The organism is Cupriavidus lacunae (assembly GCF_003353055.1).
Lineage (GTDB): Bacteria > Pseudomonadota > Gammaproteobacteria > Burkholderiales > Burkholderiaceae > Cupriavidus > Cupriavidus lacunae.
Genome location: NZ_QKWJ01000050.1, coordinates 1 through 16,995 on the forward strand (window position 1 = coordinate 1; position 16,995 = coordinate 16,995).

16 protein-coding genes and 5 pseudogenes are annotated in these 16,995 nt (G+C 61.9%); 10 read left to right on the forward strand and 11 right to left on the reverse strand.

Annotated elements, in window-relative coordinates:
- The 5 genes and pseudogenes from DN412_RS28365 to DN412_RS28385 form a co-directional block, all read right to left on the reverse strand.
- Positions 1–567 (reverse strand): annotated as a pseudogene (locus DN412_RS28365) (IS110 family transposase); the annotation flags it as partial.
- The gene (locus DN412_RS45980) at positions 452–1,048 is read right to left on the reverse strand and encodes an IS1096 element passenger TnpR family protein (protein WP_425267454.1); all 597 of its coding nucleotides are present in this window, start codon (positions 1,046–1,048) and stop codon (positions 452–454) included. The pseudogene DN412_RS28365 and the gene DN412_RS45980, both read right to left, overlap by 116 nt.
- A gap of 622 nt (positions 1,049–1,670) precedes the next feature.
- Entirely contained in the window at positions 1,671–2,423 is a 753-nt protein-coding gene (locus tag DN412_RS28375; RefSeq protein ID WP_115214617.1) for an SDR family oxidoreductase, read from the reverse strand.
- Between the two features lie 144 nt (positions 2,424–2,567).
- Positions 2,568–3,908, reverse strand: coding sequence for an MFS transporter (locus tag DN412_RS28380; RefSeq protein WP_115214654.1), 1,341 nt, complete (start codon positions 3,906–3,908; stop codon positions 2,568–2,570).
- A 181-nt stretch (positions 3,909–4,089) separates the two neighbouring features.
- Positions 4,090–4,461, reverse strand: coding sequence for a tautomerase family protein (locus DN412_RS28385; RefSeq protein ID WP_115214618.1), 372 nt, complete (start codon positions 4,459–4,461; stop codon positions 4,090–4,092).
- 650 nt (positions 4,462–5,111) lie between these two features.
- Here DN412_RS28385 and DN412_RS44740 point away from each other — a divergent pair.
- The 10 genes and pseudogenes from DN412_RS44740 to DN412_RS44130 all read left to right on the forward strand — a co-directional run bounded on the left by DN412_RS44740 (position 5,112) and on the right by DN412_RS44130 (position 12,327).
- Positions 5,112–5,651, forward strand: a pseudogene (locus tag DN412_RS44740) (Rossmann-fold NAD(P)-binding domain-containing protein).
- A 182-nt stretch (positions 5,652–5,833) separates the two neighbouring features.
- Positions 5,834–7,093, forward strand: coding sequence for a serine hydrolase domain-containing protein (locus DN412_RS28395; protein ID WP_115214619.1), 1,260 nt, complete (start codon positions 5,834–5,836; stop codon positions 7,091–7,093).
- Between the two features lie 106 nt (positions 7,094–7,199).
- A complete protein-coding gene (locus DN412_RS28400) occupies positions 7,200–8,186 on the forward strand; it encodes a tripartite tricarboxylate transporter substrate binding protein (protein ID WP_115214620.1) in 987 nt (328 codons plus the stop codon).
- 27 nt (positions 8,187–8,213) lie between these two features.
- Positions 8,214–8,870: a flavin reductase family protein gene (locus DN412_RS28405; protein WP_115214621.1), complete on the forward strand. Its 657-nt coding sequence runs from the start codon at positions 8,214–8,216 to the stop codon at positions 8,868–8,870.
- A gap of 31 nt (positions 8,871–8,901) precedes the next feature.
- Complete coding sequence (locus DN412_RS43525) at positions 8,902–9,042, forward strand: hypothetical protein (RefSeq protein WP_161564053.1); 141 nt, start codon at positions 8,902–8,904, stop codon at positions 9,040–9,042.
- A 116-nt stretch (positions 9,043–9,158) separates the two neighbouring features.
- The gene (locus DN412_RS28410) at positions 9,159–9,893 is read left to right on the forward strand and encodes an SDR family oxidoreductase (protein WP_115214622.1); all 735 of its coding nucleotides are present in this window, start codon (positions 9,159–9,161) and stop codon (positions 9,891–9,893) included.
- Between the two features lie 36 nt (positions 9,894–9,929).
- Entirely contained in the window at positions 9,930–10,937 is a 1,008-nt protein-coding gene (locus DN412_RS28415; protein ID WP_115214623.1) for an NAD(P)H-dependent flavin oxidoreductase, read from the forward strand.
- Positions 10,938–10,986: 49 nt separating this feature from the next.
- Entirely contained in the window at positions 10,987–11,589 is a 603-nt protein-coding gene (locus DN412_RS28420; RefSeq protein WP_115214624.1) for a 2-hydroxychromene-2-carboxylate isomerase, read from the forward strand.
- A gap of 66 nt (positions 11,590–11,655) precedes the next feature.
- Positions 11,656–11,862: pseudogene (locus DN412_RS28425) on the forward strand (glutamate--cysteine ligase); the annotation flags it as partial.
- 162 nt (positions 11,863–12,024) lie between these two features.
- Positions 12,025–12,327 (forward strand): hypothetical protein, encoded by a 303-nt coding sequence (locus DN412_RS44130; protein WP_161564054.1) that lies wholly within the window; start codon positions 12,025–12,027, stop codon positions 12,325–12,327.
- Here the strand turns inward: DN412_RS44130 and DN412_RS44745 are convergent.
- The 6 genes and pseudogenes from DN412_RS44745 to DN412_RS28460 form a co-directional block, all read right to left on the reverse strand.
- Positions 12,299–12,570 (reverse strand): annotated as a pseudogene (locus DN412_RS44745) (IS110 family transposase); the annotation flags it as partial. The gene DN412_RS44130 and the pseudogene DN412_RS44745 overlap by 29 nt on opposite strands.
- A 7-nt stretch (positions 12,571–12,577) precedes the next feature.
- Entirely contained in the window at positions 12,578–14,125 is a 1,548-nt protein-coding gene (locus DN412_RS28440) for an AMP-binding protein (protein ID WP_115214625.1), read from the reverse strand.
- A gap of 8 nt (positions 14,126–14,133) precedes the next feature.
- Entirely contained in the window at positions 14,134–14,712 is a 579-nt protein-coding gene (locus DN412_RS28445) for a Clp protease/crotonase-like domain-containing protein (protein ID WP_115214626.1), read from the reverse strand.
- Between the two features lie 107 nt (positions 14,713–14,819).
- A pseudogene (locus DN412_RS28450) lies at positions 14,820–15,008 on the reverse strand (3-hydroxyacyl-CoA dehydrogenase NAD-binding domain-containing protein); the annotation flags it as partial.
- A gap of 156 nt (positions 15,009–15,164) precedes the next feature.
- Complete coding sequence (locus tag DN412_RS28455) at positions 15,165–16,634, reverse strand: NAD(P)(+) transhydrogenase (Re/Si-specific) subunit beta (RefSeq protein WP_115214628.1); 1,470 nt, start codon at positions 16,632–16,634, stop codon at positions 15,165–15,167.
- Positions 16,631–16,987, reverse strand: coding sequence for an NAD(P) transhydrogenase subunit alpha part 2 (locus DN412_RS28460; protein ID WP_115214629.1), 357 nt, complete (start codon positions 16,985–16,987; stop codon positions 16,631–16,633). The genes DN412_RS28455 and DN412_RS28460 overlap by 4 nt, the downstream gene beginning before the upstream one ends.
- Positions 16,988–16,995: the final 8 nt, after the last annotated feature.

The following is a 16,995-nucleotide window of genomic DNA, read 5'->3' on the forward strand; positions in this document are numbered from 1 at the left end:
CTGGGCCAGAGTGTCGAACATCGCCAAGGCCTGCGTGAGCACGAACAGGTGTTCCTCGCGCCAGTTGCCGGTCAGCGCGCGTTCGATGTCGCGCTCGCTGGCCTTAATTCGCCCATAGCGGTGGCGCGCCAGCACTTGGGGGTCACGCTCGCCCGCCACAATCGCCCGGACGATGGCCTGGCCGGTCATGCCCATCACGTCGCTGAGCACTTCGCTGAGCTGGAGATTCATCTGCACCAGCGCCTTCTGCATGCGCTGCACCCAATTGGCCTGCTCGGTGAGCAGCACCTCGCGCTGGCGCACCACCGCGCGCACCACGCACACCTCGTTGCCGGGCCGCCACGCCGCGCGCAACAGCCCCAAACTCANGACCGTGTCCACGCCGCACGCCAGTAGCCAGTCGGCCAGCGCATGCAGGTCGTCGGTCATCGCGCCGAACTCGCGTATCGGCTCACAGCCGGCCTGCTCGGCCAGATGCCGCGGCACCGCCACCCAGTGGCTCGACGCGCCCACATCGATCCCCGCCGCGTTCGGGAACACCTCGTCGTCTCGCTTGCGCATCGCCATGGCCGGCTCCAAAATCGTCAGTGAACGGCAGCGCCATGGGAAGCGTCGAAGTTGACTCGATCTCCTGAACGGGATGCGCATCGCTGCGCTCACCACTGTCGCCGACGAATCCCGGACCAGGCTCATGTGCGGGCTCACTCCACGGCATGCCACGCCGAGAGCGCGCACCATTGGTGTGTCGGTCATCGCAGCGCTGCCGTTCACTGGTATAGCTCATCCCCGTTTCTCCGCCCACGCCGAGGCCGGTAAAGGCCTTGAAATGCTCATGAGCTTCGCCGTAACGCCTGCCACGAATGCTGAACGCGTGCAGATGTTCGTCGGCCCAGCCCATGACTATCGGGAGGACATTGTGCAATTGTCCGAGCGTCAAGTGCTCAGGAACGAGGACGCGTCGCCAAACCGGCGGGCTCAGGCCCGCGCAGAGCAATTCGAAGTTGAAGGACGGAGGTCGCCGGCCCAGGATCGGAAGCCATACGCGCATTGCAGGTGCCTCATTGGCCTCTCGGCAGTGGTCTGGTGGTTTGCCCCGTTCTGGCGCGGTCTATCAGACGCGCAAGCTCATCTGCTGGAATGAGTCGGGCACTCGTACCGGCATCTTCGACAGATCCCCGATGCAGAGCAACGGTCGCCGTGGGGTGTCATCCCAATCCCACGCGGCTGTGTTACGAAAGAATTGTGACAGTGCGGAAACATTCGCGCGTCGAGCCAGTGTGCCCAAGGGCTGCACCGCTCGCGGGCTCGGCTGCGTCGATAATGCCACCAAATATTCCAGGGCATTGTCTCGCGTGACCTGCGCAAAGCTATCCACCGCTTGGGATGGCGCATACGGTTATCAACGGCGCGGGGATGACATCACCCCGACATGGAATGCGCCGCATGGCCGAGCAGCGCGCATCGGTCCTCATCGGACACGCCCGGTGCACATACCTTAGGCCAGCTTCGCGACGTGCCTTGCGGCGCGTCCGCGGCCTGCCCACCGGTAGATACCGTGACATTGAGGGCGTATGAATTGCACCGGTGACAGCACAGTGATGATGACTTTGCTCATGATGTGAATCAGGAACCTGCATCAGGTGGCCAGCTCCGCCCGACTGCTGCGATACTCAGATCTGGGCCTTACCACCGTCGACGAACAGTTCAATACCGTTGATAAAGCTTGAATCGTTGGAGGCAAGAAAGACCGCCGCCTTGGCAATTTCGTCCGGATCGCCGACGCGGCCCATTGGGATCTGCGAGGCCAGAGCGTCGAGTATTCCCTGCTGCCGTGCGGCGTCGGGCCCGGCCAGGTTAAACAAGCCTGGCGTCTTGGTGGGTCCGGGGCTGAGCGTGTTGACCCGGATGCCGCGACCCTTGAGATCGAGAATCCAGTTGCGCGCGAATGAGCGTACGGCGGCCTTTGAGGCGGCATAGACACTGAATGCCTCGGTGCCGCCGCTGGCGGCGGTGGAGCCAGTCAAGATGACTGATGCACCGTCCGCTAGCAATGGCAGAGCCTTCTGTACAGTAAATAGTACGCCCTTGACGTTACGGCCAAAGATGTCGTCATACTGCTCCTCGGTAATATTCCCGAGCGGCAGCAGCGAGCCGCCGCCGGCGTTGACGAACAGTACGTCGATCCGACCCTTTTCCGATCTCACGCGATCAAACAGCGTGTCCAGTTCAGCCATGTTCGATGAGTCGACCCGGATGCTGGTAGCGTTACCGATCGCGGACACCGCGGCGTCGAGTTCGGCCTGTCGGCGACCGGTGACAATGACATGCGCTCCTTCGCTAGCGAACCGCTTAGCGGTAGCGAGCCCGATACCGGTGGATCCACCGGTAACGATTGCGATCTTGCCTTCAAGTTTGCGGGACATGGAAGTTTCCTTGGTAGGTTGTGAGTCGGAGCGGGAACCTCGACTTCGTCCTCTGGCGCCCGGAGGCACGCGCTCGCCGCTTCCCAGCAGGCAGGTCGGCGAAAGGGCTCTCCACCAACTCGTACGCTCGCAACGGGTCGAGCATCAAGGCCGCTGCCCGACCGCGCTCGCGTCGTGGCTGTGCGAAGAGGCCGACGACTTGTGCTTGATCAGAGCAACCGCGACACCGCCGATCAACGCGGCCATTGCAATGGCGAGGAAGTTCTGCACCAGCGGAAGCTTCATCGAGACTAGCAGCCCGATCACGATTGGCGCCGCTATCGCGCCGATGCGCCCGACCCCCGAGGCAAAGCCGAGTCCCGTCGAACGGATCGACGTCGGGTAGAACTGCCCGGCATACGCGTACAGCAGGATTTGCGTGCCCAGCGTCGACGCGCCGACGACGGCAACGATGAGGAACAGCGGCTGCGCGCCGTAGCCGAGCAGCGTCAGCGAGAGCGCGGCGACCGCAAAGAATGCGGTCGTCACCCACTTGATGTTCAGCTTGTCGGCGAGCCATCCGCCACCGACGGCGCCGACGACTGCGCCGGCGTTGTAGGCGAGCAGGAAGTTCAGCGCGGAACCGAGGCTGTAGCCGGCCATGCCCATCAGCTTGACCAGCCACGAACTGAGCGCATAGAGCATGAACAGGCAGGTCATGTAGGCGACCCAGAACATCACGGAGCTGAAGCCGCGGCCGTCCAGGAACAGCCTGCCTACGGTCGGACCTTCGGCCTTGTCCTCGGCCGGAACGAGGAACTCCTCATGCGGCTCGAGCCGCATGTCCGGTCGGATCTTCCGGACCACTTCGCGCAGATGCGTGTGGTCGTGCTGCTTGATCAGGAACGGCAGCGACTCAGGCATGTACTTCAGGATGAACGGGATCAGCACCACTGCGGCGCCCGCGGCGATGAACACAGATTGCCAACCATAGGTCTCGATGAACTGCTTGCCGAGCAGCGCGGCGAGGATGCTGCCGACCGCGTAACCGCAGCACATCAGCGTAACCATCACGCTGCGCACCTTCTTCGGTGAGTATTCGGTCATCTGCGCGGCCGCATTCGGGATCGCGCCGCCGATGCCGAGCCCGGCGAGTAAGCGCATCACGCTGAAGGTGATAGGGTCGTTGGTGAACCCGGCGGCTGCGGTGAAGGCGCTGAACAGGAACACGCAGATCGAGATCGCCCAGCGGCGGCCGATCTTGTCGGCCAGCGCGCCGAGCGCGATCGCTCCGAACATCATGCCGAACAGCGCCGAACTGGCCATGAAGCCCGCGGTCGAGGCCTCGACATTCATCGCCTTCATGATCGACGGAAGCGCGGTGCCGGCGACCGCCAGGTCGTAGCCGTCGAGCACTAGGATCACGAAACACCAGATCAGCACGGACCAGTGAAAGCTGTTGAACTTGGCCTCGTCGGCCAGTTTGTGAACATCTAGCCGGTGCATGCTTGAATGTGCAGGTGCCAGCTCAGCGCGGATTGGTTTCATTGACTTGTCTCCTTTTATCATCGGTTTGAGGTTCGGTATGCGGCGCAGTAACCACATTCCGGGCCGAGGCCTCACGGCCAACGCCCCGCCCTTGCATAGAAAAGGGCGGTCCCCTCAGTCCGAGCAGGCTGCACCACCCTCACACGCGAGGGGCTTCGGGCAGGCGTTCACCGCCGCGCACGACGTATTTGGCGGGATACAGTGTGACGAGAACCTCGACTTCGTCCTCCGTTGCCCCAGTGCAGGCGCTCCAGATCGAGCTCACCTTTTTGGCCAGCGATAGCACGGCGCCGTCGCTGCGCCCATCACGTATGTGGCAGAAGATCAGCGTTTCGGAAGTGGGCTCTCCCGAACGGTAGAGGTTGTCGGGCGTGGCTTCATGGAATACGACGCTAATCAAGTCGAGCGGCGAGAGGATGATCTCCCTGATCGCGCTCGTGAACTCGCTGGCGATCTTGGCCTTGACGCCAGCTTCGATTCCGACCTTGCATTCGCAAACAATGATGGGCATGTTGTGTCTCCGTGAAGATAGGGCTGCTGAGGCCTCAGTCTCTCGGAACGTCGCCCTGGGTGATTGCTTCGGGGTGCCACCACTTGCTTGGAAGTGCCATGACATGGCGTCGTGCCCCGCCAATCCAGGCCAAGCTCGTTATCGGTGGGCCGGTGCCCGCCAGTGCGACGTATGTAGTGCCATAAACATTGCCCAAGCGTTTGGCACCTACCAGATTGCAGGTTGAGAGCGTCGGCCCTGGCGGAGTCAACCTCCACGGCCGAGCAACTCACAGGCCACGCGCCCGGTGCGCTGACGCAGTGCCTGAACATCGCGCTCTTCAAGGCGTAGTAGACAGATGGCCCCACAACTGGGGCGACGTTATGTCCTTAAATCTGCCATAGGAACGCGCCGATCAGGCGCGTGAAGGCCGGCGCCACCTTGAAGCAGTCCAGGAAGTTCTTTCAGCGAGCACTGCCTGACCCCGATCCCCGGGGTTGCGGAAAGCATCGGCCGAAAAGCGCAGCGAGTCACACTCAAGAATGGATGGAGGAAACCCTTGTTGACAAGGGGATGGCCATAACATACGCTCCGTTTACTAAACGATCGTTTTTTTAAAAGCACCTCAGGTGCGGCCACGCGCCCTCTTACTCATCCATGGAGCAATTCACATGGCAGACAAGCGAATTGGAGCCGGCGACGCTACCGGCGGCGCCATCGCCAAGCGCTTTACCAAAAAAGGCTACATCGCAAGCGTTACCCGCCGCACCGTTGACAAGCTCAAGCCCCGGGTTGACGAGATCAGGGCCAAAGCGGCGAGGCGCACGGCTTCGGCTCCGACGCGCGCAAGGGAAGACGACACGATCTCGCTGGTGCCCGCGGCACCATCATCTTTACGGGCGCAACGGCCAGCTTGCGCGGACGCGAAGGTCTTGCTGCATTCGCCGGCGCCAAGCATGCGCTGCGTGCGCCCGCGCAAAGCATGGCCTGCGGACTGGGTCCCAAGGGAATCCATGTCGCGCATCCCATAATCGACGTCGCGAACGACACGGGGTTCATCCGCGACAACTTCCCCGAGCGTTATGCGCTGAAGGACCAGGATGGAATCGTTCAACCCAGCTCGATCGCGAATGCTTACCGGAATTTGCATCAGCAGTCCGCGATGCCTGGACGACGAGATGGAACTGCGGCCCTGGATGGAAACGTTCTGAGACCCGGACGTGCTAACCGCAGATTTCCAGCTGCGCTTCCGCTCCCTCTTTACTGACGGAGAAGCGTTCGTCCTCCCTTGCAACGCCAGCGGCCACGTCGTCCGTAGCTGGCTAAGCCTTCAACGTATCACTCTTTCTTTCACAACAATTTGCCGGTTTTGACCGGTGTACGGAGACAAACCTTGGCACAAGGTCGCAGCACATTTCTCAAGTCCTCCGTCGAGCTGGCAGCGTTGCCGGTCGCCGGTTGCCGCTCGTCATCGAATGACACCGCCGCACTGAAAGCCAACGCCGATTCCGTGCTGACCCGTGCCGTCGCATCCGGCGACACGGCCGGCGTAGCCGCCGCGGTGATCACTCGCGATGAGACCCTCTACTCCGCGGCGCAGGGAGCGCGCGCGCTCGGCGCCTCTGCAGCGATGGACATGGACACGGTGATGCTCATCGCCTCCATGACCAAGCCGATCACCAGCGCCGCAGCTATGCAGCTGGTCGAGCAGGGCAAGTTGAGCCTGGACGGTCCAGCGTCCGCGGTGATCCCCGAGCTGGGCGTTCTCAAGGTTCTGGAGGGCTGGGACACGAATGGCGCGCCCGAACTGCGAGATGCCGAGGGCCAGCTCACCCTGCGGCATCTGCTCACCCACACGTCCGGATTTACCTACGAGATCTGGAACGCGGACCTGGAGCGCTACTATCGAACGCAGAACGTCCCCGGCATCCTAACAGGGCAGAAAGCGGCGCTGCGGGTGCCTCTGTGCTTCGACCCCGGCACGCGCTGGGATTATGGCATCGGCATCGATTGGGTGGGCCAGCTGATCGAAGCCGCCAGCGGCCTGCGCCTGGGTGACTACTTCCAGCGCAACATCACAGGACCGCTGGGCATGGACAGCACGGCGTTTAAGATCACCACGGCCATGCGCACCCGACTGGCCGGCATGCATTTGCGCGGAGACGACGGAAAGTTATCCGTGATCGATCTCGGAACAGTGCAGGATCCCGAGTTCGAGTCGGGCGGCGCAGGCCTGTACTCGACCGCCAACGACTACCTGAAATTCATGCGCATGATCCTCAATGCGGGGCGGGGCAACGGCAACCAGATCCTCAAGCCGGAGACGGTGGCCCTGATGTCGCGCAATGCCATGGGGGCGCTTCGCGTGAGTAAGCTGCCGACGCAGATTCCTTTTCTCTCGCGCGACGTGGAATTCTTCCCCGGCGTGCCCAAGACCTGGGGCCTGGGCTTCATGATCAACGAGAGCGCGGCGCCCACGGGCCGCAGTGCCGGCAGCTTGGCCTGGGCGGGGCTGGCCAATACGTACTTCTGGATCGACCCCACCCTGAACATCGCAGGCCTGGCCATGATGCAGTCGCTGCCGTCCGTGGACCCGAGAACCGTGGACGTGTTCTACGGTTTTGAAAAGAGCGTTTACGCCTCGCGGAACTGATGCCTGAAGGGCGGTCACCGCCCTTCAGGATCGAGGGCGCAGGGTCTATGACATGACTCCTTCCTTCACAACACTTTACCGGTTTGACCGGCGCACGGAGACAAACATGAAAACACTGACTCGCAGACTCTTTGATGCCGCTGTTGTAGTCGCGCTTTGCTGCGCCGCCGCCGCGACGGCGCAGCCCTATCCAAACAAATCCATCCTGATCAAGGTCGCTTACCCGCCCGGGTTCGGGGTGGACGCTTCAGTGCGTCCATCCGCACCCGTGCTGGAGCGCGCCCTTGGGCAGACTCTCGTGATCGACAACATGCCCGGTGCGAACGGCTCCATCGCGGCGATGAATGTGTTGAAGGCGTCGCCAGACGGATACACGCTGCTCGCGACGGCGGGTCCGGATTTACTGGTGGCGCCGCTCACGGTCGCTTCGGCCAAGTACACGTTCGACAGCTTCAAGCTCATCGGTTCGTTCGGGATCTCGGACATGGTCCTCGTCAGTCATCCCGACCGCCCTTTCAACAACCTCACCGCGCTCCTCGAACAGATGAAAAAGCGTAGCGCGAAGGAGCTTTCCATTGCCCACTGGGGCCAGGGCACGCTCGCTCATCTCGCGGCCGCTGAATTCCAGGAGCGGGTCGGCGTCAAGTTGCTGGAGGTGCCGTACAAGGGCATCGCTCCCATGGCCACGGCCGTCGCAGGTGGCGAGGTGGACCTCGCGTTTGTTCCTCTTGCGGGGCCAATCCTAGGAATGGTTCAGACCGGGCGGATCAAAGCCATCGCCTTCGCGAGCGCCAAGCGACATCCGCTCATGCCGGATGTCGCCACGCTGAGCGAGCACGCTAGATTCAAGAACTTCGAATTCGGCATCTGGACGGGCTTGTTCGCGCCCGCGCGTACGACCGATGCCGTTGTCGCGCGCCTGAGCAAGGCCTTCCAGCAGTGGAACGACAGCCCGGAATTCCGCGCGCTCGCGACTGCGCAGGGCTTTCGCAAGCTGGACTCAATGACGCCGCCGCAGGCGGCGGCCTTCTTGCGTGTAGAGAACGAAAAGTTCGTCAACATCGCAAAGACCCTTAATCTGGTGGCGCAATAACGCTGCCGCGCTGGAAAGGCCCATACGATGACCGTTCGAGACTTTCACTACTACGAGCCCGCTAAGGGCCACGGGCTGAGCCACAACCCGCTCAATGCGCTGGTCGCCCCGCGGCCCATCGGCTGGATCTCGTCACGCGACGCGCAGGGGCGGGTCAACCTCGCGCCCTACAGTTTCTTCAACGCGTTCAACTACGACCCACCAATCATCGGATTTTCTTCGATCGCCTGGAAGGATAGCGTTCAAAACGCATCGGAAACGCGCGAGTTCACCTGGAACCTGGTCACCCGCGAACTGGGTGATCAGATGAACCAGACCTCATCACCGCTTCCGCGCGGCGAGGACGAGTTCCGGTTAGCCGGCCTCACGGCCGTGGCGGGTCGCAAGGTCAACGTCCCGCGGGTGGGCGAAAGCCGCGCGGCTATGGAATGCAAGGTGATCGACATCGTGCAATTCCGAAACACCGAAGGCGAAAAGGTAAGTGGCTGGCTCGTGTTGGGCGAAGTGGTGGCCGTGTACATCGACAAGGCACTCCTGAAAGACGGCGTTTATCAGACAGCCGAGGCATATCCGATCATGCGGTCCGGCGGACTGAATGACTATGTCCAGGTCTCGCCAGACAATGTCTTTCAGATCGCGCGGCTCGCGGGCGCCAGCAGCCCGTCGTCGCACGGCAAGGGATAGCACCGTCCGCAAAACGGCACATGCCAAGGAGATGCAACACCTCCATGCCGACCTGGTGCTGCCGCAACCGCCGGCCATGGACATGGGATGCCATGGGCTGTATTCCACCGTGGGCGAACTGAACCGCTGGATGGTCGCAAGCCGATACGCTGGCCTACTTGATGCCGCCTGAGCGCGGTCTGGGCTTTACGAATGCACCTAGAGGTTCTTACATGAGAGAAGTCTTGACACCGGGTGCGCAAGCACGTACGTTTACATAACGGTCGTTTATCAAAGGAAGGCGAATTCATGGAACCCACTACCCTGAAAGTCGCGCTGGTCATCGGCGCAGGTGATTCGACCGGCGGAGCCATCGCACGCCGGTTTGCTCGTGAAGGGTTCGTTGTCTGCGCCACGCGCCGCGATGCCGAGAAGCTTACGCCGCTGCTCGAAGAGATCGGCGACCAGGAAGGCAAGGCCTACGGCTTTGGTTCCGATGCCCGCAAGGAAGAAGAAGTTGTTGCACTCATCGAGAAGATCGAGTCGGAGATCGGTCCCATCGAGGTGCTCGTGTTCAACATCGGCGCCAATGTGCCATGCAGCATCCTGGAAGAGACCGGGCGCAAGTACTTCAAGATCTGGGAGATGGCTTGTTTCTCGGGCTTCTTGAACGGCCGGGAAGTGGCTCGCAGAATGGTGGCACGCGGCCGCGGCACAATCCTGTTCACCGGCGCGACGGCTGGCATTCGCGGCTCGGCCAACTTCGCCGCCTTTGCAGGTGCCAAGCATGCGCTGCGCGCGCTGGCTCAAAGCATGGCTCGCGAACTGGGTCCGAAGAACATCCACGTGGCCCATGTTGTCGTCGACGGAGCTATCGACACCGAATTCATCCGCAACAATTTCCCCGAGCGCTATGCTCTCAAGGACCAGGATGGCATCCTCAATCCCGAGCACATCGCGGACAACTACTGGTACCTGCACACGCAGCCGCGTGATGCCTGGACCCACGAACTCGATCTCAGGCCCTACATGGAACGCTTCTGAGACGGACCCACTCCACAACCAATACGACTCAATCCCATGAAGACACGGATCACCGAGCTGTTTGGCATTCGACACCCCATCGTGCAAGGCGGCATGCACTTCGTTGGCCTGGCCGAGCTGGCGGCCGCAGTCTCGAACGCCGGCGGGCTGGGTGTCATCACCGCGCTGACGCAGCGCACGCCAGAACTGCTGGCGAAGGAGATCGCCAGATGTCGCGAGATGACGGACCAGCCTTTCGGCGTCAACCTCACATTCCTGCCGACTTTTTCCGCCCCGCCCTATCCCGAGTACATCCAGGCGATCGTGGAGGGAGGCGTGCGCATCGTCGAAACAGCAGGGCGCAGTCCTGAGGAGTACATGCCGGCGATGAAGGCGGCCGGAATTAGGGTGATCCACAAGTGTACGTCAGTCCGGCATGCTCTGAAGGCCGAGAGGATCGGGTGTGATGCGGTGAGCGTGGACGGCTTCGAGTGCGGTGGCCATCCCGGCGAGGATGATATCCCGAACATGATCCTGCTGCCCCGAGCCGCCGATGAGCTCAAGATCCCGCTTGTGGCTTCCGGCGGCATGGCGGACGCCCGTAGCCTGGTGGCCGCCCTCGCCCTCGGCGCCGACGGGATCAACATGGGCACGCGATTCGTGGCAACCAAGGAAGCGCCTGTTCACGAGAACGTGAAGCGCGCCATCGTCGCGGCCACCGAGCTTGACACGCGACTCGTGATGCGCCCATTGCGCAACACGGAGCGTGTGCTGAAGAACGCTGGCGTCGAGAAGATCCTGGATATCGAGCGCGACAAGGGTGAGCAGATCCAGATCTCCGACATCCTTGAGCAGGTCGCAGGCGTCTATCCGAAAGTGATGCTCGACGGTGAGATGGATGCAGGGGCCTGGAGTTGCGGGATGGTCGCCGGCCTCATCGACGACATTCCGAGCGTACGCGAGCTCATCGATCGCATCATGGCGGATGCCAGCCATCTGATCGGGCAGCGCCTCGCCCGGATTCTCGGGTCCGAACAAATGCCCGAGGAAAGCGTTGCCGCCTGAGGAAACTCGACGTACACATCGGAAATCCATCAGACTCAGGAGAAAACTCATGTCCAAGACCGCGGAGTTCTATTTCGACGTCGGCAGTCCGGCATCGTACCTCGCATGGACGCAATTGCCGACGATCTGCGAAGAAACCGGTGGCACGCTTGTCTACAAGCCCATATTGCTCGGCGGGGTATTCCAGGCCATTGGCAATGCCTCGCCCGCGACAATTCCGGCCAAGGGCGCATACACCAACATCGATTACGCCCGGCACGCAAGGCTCTACGGCGTTCCCTATCAGTGCAACCCGCACTTTCCCATCATCACGCTCACGCTAATGCGAGCCGCCACCGGCGTACAGATGAGAATGCCCGACCGGTTCCAGGATTTCCTGCGCAGCGTCTTCCAAGCGTTGTGGGTCGATGCGCTGAACCTCAACCAGCCCCAGCTTGTCGCCAAAACGCTGGTCGACGCGGGGTTCGACGTCGAGGCGATCCTGGCACTCACCAACGATGCCGAGGTGAAGTCGCAGCTGCGCTCGACGACGGAAGAGGCCGTCAAGCGTGGTGTGTTCGGCGCCCCGACCACTTTCGTCGGCGAGCATATGTTCTTCGGCCAAGACCGCCTCGAATGGGTCTGTCACGCGCTGCAAGGCAAGCCTCTGTGAATTGATCCGGCCGTCTCCGGCGGTCCGGCTCTGACCCGGCATCCAGGCTTCCCATGGCAAACTCCCATCCCAGCGATTCAAGACCGACTTAATGCGTTTTCGAGCGACAGGCTGACGGGCATCCGGCGTGGCGTCGAGAAAGAGTCGCCGCGTGTGCGTCGCGCCGGCAGCCTTGCCGTGACGCCCCATCCGGTGGCGCTGGGCTCGGCCTTGACACACGCTTGCATCACCACAGATTTCCGCGAGTCGCAAGTCGAGTTCGTTCGACGAGCCGTAGCGCGCGATCGGAATAGCCTCGTCGGACGGCAGGCCGCAGGGCATGCTCGCCCCCCAGAACATCTCGTCTCCCATCGCGCGGTAGACGAACTGGTGCTGAAAGCGCGAGAGGGTCTCGAGGACGTCCGCATCCAGCCGTCAGCCCGCGCTCTGACGGCTATGTCTGCCGAGTTCAGCGGTTCGCACCTGGATTGCACCCGCTCGCGCAGCGATGCGAATCGACGTGCCCTGCTCGAGCTTGCCTGGTCCGATACCGACTCCGCGCTCTTCCACGGGCTCGCCGAGGCATCGCTTCGCGAGCAGGCGCGGCTCGAAGCGTCCGACGACGTGCCGTTCGAATTCTTTCGCCAGCACTATCTCTCGCCGTTGCAGTTGCACCCACAGTGCCTGAGTTGCCGAAGCGCTGTGTTACACCGTGCGCGCCTCTCGCGGCACGGCCAACGACATGGGCCAACCGGCTGATGTTCCAGATGAGCCCGGCCAACGCGCGCCAACGCGACTACCGCGATGTTCGTGCTCTTGCCGCGCGCCGCCAGCTTGCGATAGCGGCGACGTAGCCGCAGCTGCGCGTCCCAGGCGCGATCGATGATGGCCTCTTCGGGATGCCTTCGTGCCGACGCTGGATCTCGAGGCTGACGCGTGCCGGTAGCTCAAGACTGCCTCGACGAGCAGCTTCCTTGCGTAGCTGTTGCCGGTCTTGGTGATATGCGGCTCAAATGCCCACTGACGAAGATTTCATCGAGCGAACAAATGTGTCCCGCAGCAGCTTCTTCTGGAGCTTTCCCGTGGGCAGGCGCGGAAAATCGAGTACAAACGAGAAAGATCGCGGAACCCTTATCGGACCGAGCTTGCTGCGGCAAAGGGCTCTCAACTCCTCAGCTAGCACGTGAGGGGTTCCCGGTTGCCGATCGACCTGAACCACCGCGTGTACCACTTCGCCGTACTCGTCATCGGGCAGGCCGAAGACAGCCACGTCGAGCACGCGATCATCTGTTACAAGAATGTTCTCTATCTCTTGTGGATAGATGTTCACGCCGCCGGATATGATCGTGAAATCGCGGCGGTCCGAGAGGTATAAGTATCCCTCTTCGTCGAGATGGCCTATGTCACCGTAGGTCCACCACCCTTGTTTGCTTCGGCTCGCAGCCGTTTTATCGATATCGTTCCAGTAGGCAAACCCGGCGTCCGACTCAAAGTACACAGTTCCTGTCGAGCCAGACGCCACTTCGGTCTCATCGTCGGCAAGGATATGAACGATTCCCTCGACGGCACGACCCACTGACCCCTTGTGAGCGAGCCATTCAAGCGAACTGATCGCACAGGCGCCGATCCCTTCTGTTCCCGCATAATACTCCTCCAGGATCGGCCCCCACCATTCGATCATTGCCTCTTTGATATGGATGGGGCAAGGTGCGGCGCCGTGCATCGCTACGCGATGACTGGAAAGGTCAAACTGCATGCGCATGCCTGGGTCAAGGCGCAGCAATCGATGGAACATCGTCGGAACCCATAAGCTATGGGTAACACGGAATTTTTCCATGGCATGGAGAGCCTGAACTGCATCAAAGTGCTCCATGACTACAGCGGTACCACCGAACGCCAGGGTCGCCGAGACGTTTCGGTGCGGCGCAGCATGATACAGAGGTGATGTACACAGATGGACCATGGACATATCGACGCCCGGCTTGCTGGCAAACGAAGCATCGCGCGGGTCCATGTCACGGAACGCTATAGGGGGAATCGGCTTGCGCACACCTTTTGGCCGCCCGGTCGTCCCGGACGAGTACATCATCTCCCTGCCACGAGCGGGATCATGGATTGACGTCACTGGGCATGCACGAAGCGCGTCCTCGAATCGCTTAAAACCAGGAATAGCGCCCCCAAGGGCGAAACATGCTGCGGAACCAAAATCGGACGCTAAAAGACCCGCGCTGTTGACGGCGGCCACTGAAACGAACACAGCGCGCGCGCCACAATCGCGCGCGATATAGCGCAGGTCGTCGGCGCTTAACTTGGTTGACGCCGGTGTAAAAATGACGCCAGCGCGCTGACACCCCCATCCCAGATATAGGAACTCGGGGCAATTCTCGACGCAGAAGAGCACAGCGTCTCCGGTCTTGATCCCGGCACTGCGCAGAAGATTGGCAACCCGATTGGCGCCCTCTTCCAGTTGGGAATACGTGATTTCGCGCCCGCCAGGTATGAAGACCGCGGCAATCTTCTCGGGCATGGTCTGCGCGTAGTGCGATGGATGCGCCATGTCGCCTCTCACGAGAACAGGGAGAAGTCAGGCGCACGACGCTCGAAAAAGGCCGCGAAAGCTTTCTTGAGCTCGGCGGACCTGAGACGGATGGCGAACTCTTCCAGTTTGAGGTTGATAGGACCGAGCTTTCCCTCATCTTCACTTCTGCGAATGAAGGAACGCATTGCCCGACCCGCGCCAGGGTCCATCGTGTGCTCTAACGCTGTTCCCGCGGGAATGTTGATCAGGCCGCATTCAGCCTCGTCTTGCGCGGTGCAGGGCTCGCCGAGCCGAAGCAACTCAGTCGCCTTAGGCGTCCCAACGTTGTTCGGCAGCAATTGACTTGATCCTAACTCCGGGCAAAGTCCCAAGTTCGATATTGCCTCGGAGCGTGGATCGGCGAAATCCGCATCGTCATTTCCGCTCGTGAACGCTTCTTCGCTGCCGTGTATCACCTCAGCGCGAACTTCGCCGAGCCTGCCTGCGTCTCTGATTGACTCAGCAAGGGCTCCGTACATATCGAAAGTGATGGCACTCTTCCGCTCTGGTCTGTTAAGCCCGATGAGCATGACGCCACGGTCTGCTACGAATTCTATGTGCTCCATTGCTGTCTCCTAAACACCGCGCCGATCTGCATCGGCTTGAGAAGGTCGCCAGCCCGTTATAGGCGACAATGGGTATTGCACGATGGATACCGAGCCGTCCATGCGGGCTCGGCCTCACTCGCCTTGCCACCACTGACCAGGCGATCGAGGGTGCTGCTCACCCTAGCCAGTCCTTTCTGGGTGGCGGCTGCGCTGATGTCGAGCAGCACCACATCGAACCCTGCCACTGCGCAAGCTTGTGCGATACCATTTCCCATCGTTCGAGCTCCGACAATTCCTACCGTTTGCATTGCCACAGATAACGCTCCTTTTTGCTATGTAGACCTGATGGGCTGCGCCACCATTTCCGCGTCCGCCGCAACGGTCGTCAGAGTTTTGACGGCATGGCGCAATCGAAGGAGGCGACCACCTGGGCGGGCTGAGGCCGGTTCGTCGGCCGTCAGCACATGCGGCTATCCCGCGGCCTTGACCATGTCCTCGACCACCTTCTTGGCGTCGCCGAACACCATCATGGTCTTGTCCATGTAGAACAGCTCGTTATCCAGGCCCGCGTAGCCGGCCGCCATCGAGCGTTTGTTGACGATGATGGTCTTGGCCTTGTACGCCTCCAGGATCGGCATGCCGGCGATCGGAGAGTTCGGGTCGGTCTTGGCCGCTGGGTTGACCACGTCGTTGGCGCCCAGCACCAGCACCACGTCGGCCTGGCCGAACTCGCTGTTGATGTCTTCCATCTCGAAGACCTGGTCGTACGGCACCTCGGCCTCGGCCAGCAGCACGTTCATATGTCCCGGCATGCGGCCCGCCACCGGGTGGATCGCGTACTTTACCGTCACGCCGTGCTCCGTCAGCTTCTCGGTCAGTTCCTTGAGCGCGTGTTGGGCGCGTGCCACGGCCAGGCCGTAGCCGGGCACAATCACCACGGTTTCGGCATTGCCCATCAGGAAGGCGGCATCGTCGGCCGAGCCGGACTTGACGTTGCGCTGCTCGGCGCCGCCGCTGGCCGCGGCCGTCGCCGCACCGCCGAAGCCGCCCAGGATCACGTTGAAGAACGAGCGGTTCATGGCCTTGCACATGATGTACGACAGAATCGCACCGCTCGATCCCACCAGCGATCCGGCGATGATCAGCATCGGGTTGTTCAGCGAGAAGCCGATGCCGGCCGCCGCCCAGCCCGAGTACGAGTTCAGCATCGACACCACCACCGGCATGTCGGCACCGCCGATCGGGATGATGATCAGCACGCCGAGCACGAAGGCGATCGCCAGCATCAGCAGGAACGGCTGCCATTCCTGCGTGAGGAAGAACGCCACGCCAAAGCCGAACATCGCCACGGCCAGCGCCAGGTTCAGCATGTGCTGGCCGGCGAAGACCACCGGCGCGCCTTGGAACAGGCGGAATTTGTAGCGCCCGGCGAGCTTGCCGAACGCGATCACCGAGCCCGAGAACGTGATGGCACCGACGAAGCAGCCGATGAACAACTCGACGCGGTTGCCCATCGGGATCGCATGCGAGCCCGCCGTGCTGATGCCGAAGGCCGCTGGCTCGGCGACTGCCGCCACCGCGATGAACACCGCCGCCAGGCCGATCAGCGAGTGCATCGCCGCGACCAGCTCAGGCATCTTGGTCATCTCGACCTTCTTCGCCACATAGGCGCCGATGCCGCCGCCTACCACCAGCGCGCCGAGAATCAGCGCCAGGCCCGTGCCGACCGATGACTGGCCAGCGCCGGCGGGAAGGAATTCCTGCTTGAGCTTGACGATCAGCGCCACGGTGGTCACTGCGGCGATCGCCATGCCGGCCATACCGAAAGCATTGCCCTTGCGGGCCGAGGCCGGGTGCGACAAGCCCTTGAGCGCCTGGATGAAGCAGACCGAGGCGGACAGGTAGAGCAGCGTTACCGAGTTCATGGACAGAAAGTTCATCGCGCCGCCTCCGCCACCAGGTCATCGGCCACGGACTTGGTACTGGCCTGCGGCGCAGCCTTGGGTGCCTTCTTCCGGAACATCTCCAGCATCCGCTGGGTCACCAGGAATCCGCCGAACACATTGACCGCGGCCAGCGCCACGGCCAGCGTGCCCATGATGCGCCCGGTGGGGCCTTCGGTAAGGCCTGCGGCCAGCATCGCGCCGACGATGATGATGGCCGAGATTGCATTGGTCACGGCCATCAGAGGCGTATGCAGGGCGGGCGTGACCGTCCAGACCACGTGGTAGCCCACATAGATCGCGAGCACGAAGATGATCAGGTTGATTACCGTGTGGTTCACCATTTCCATTAATGTCT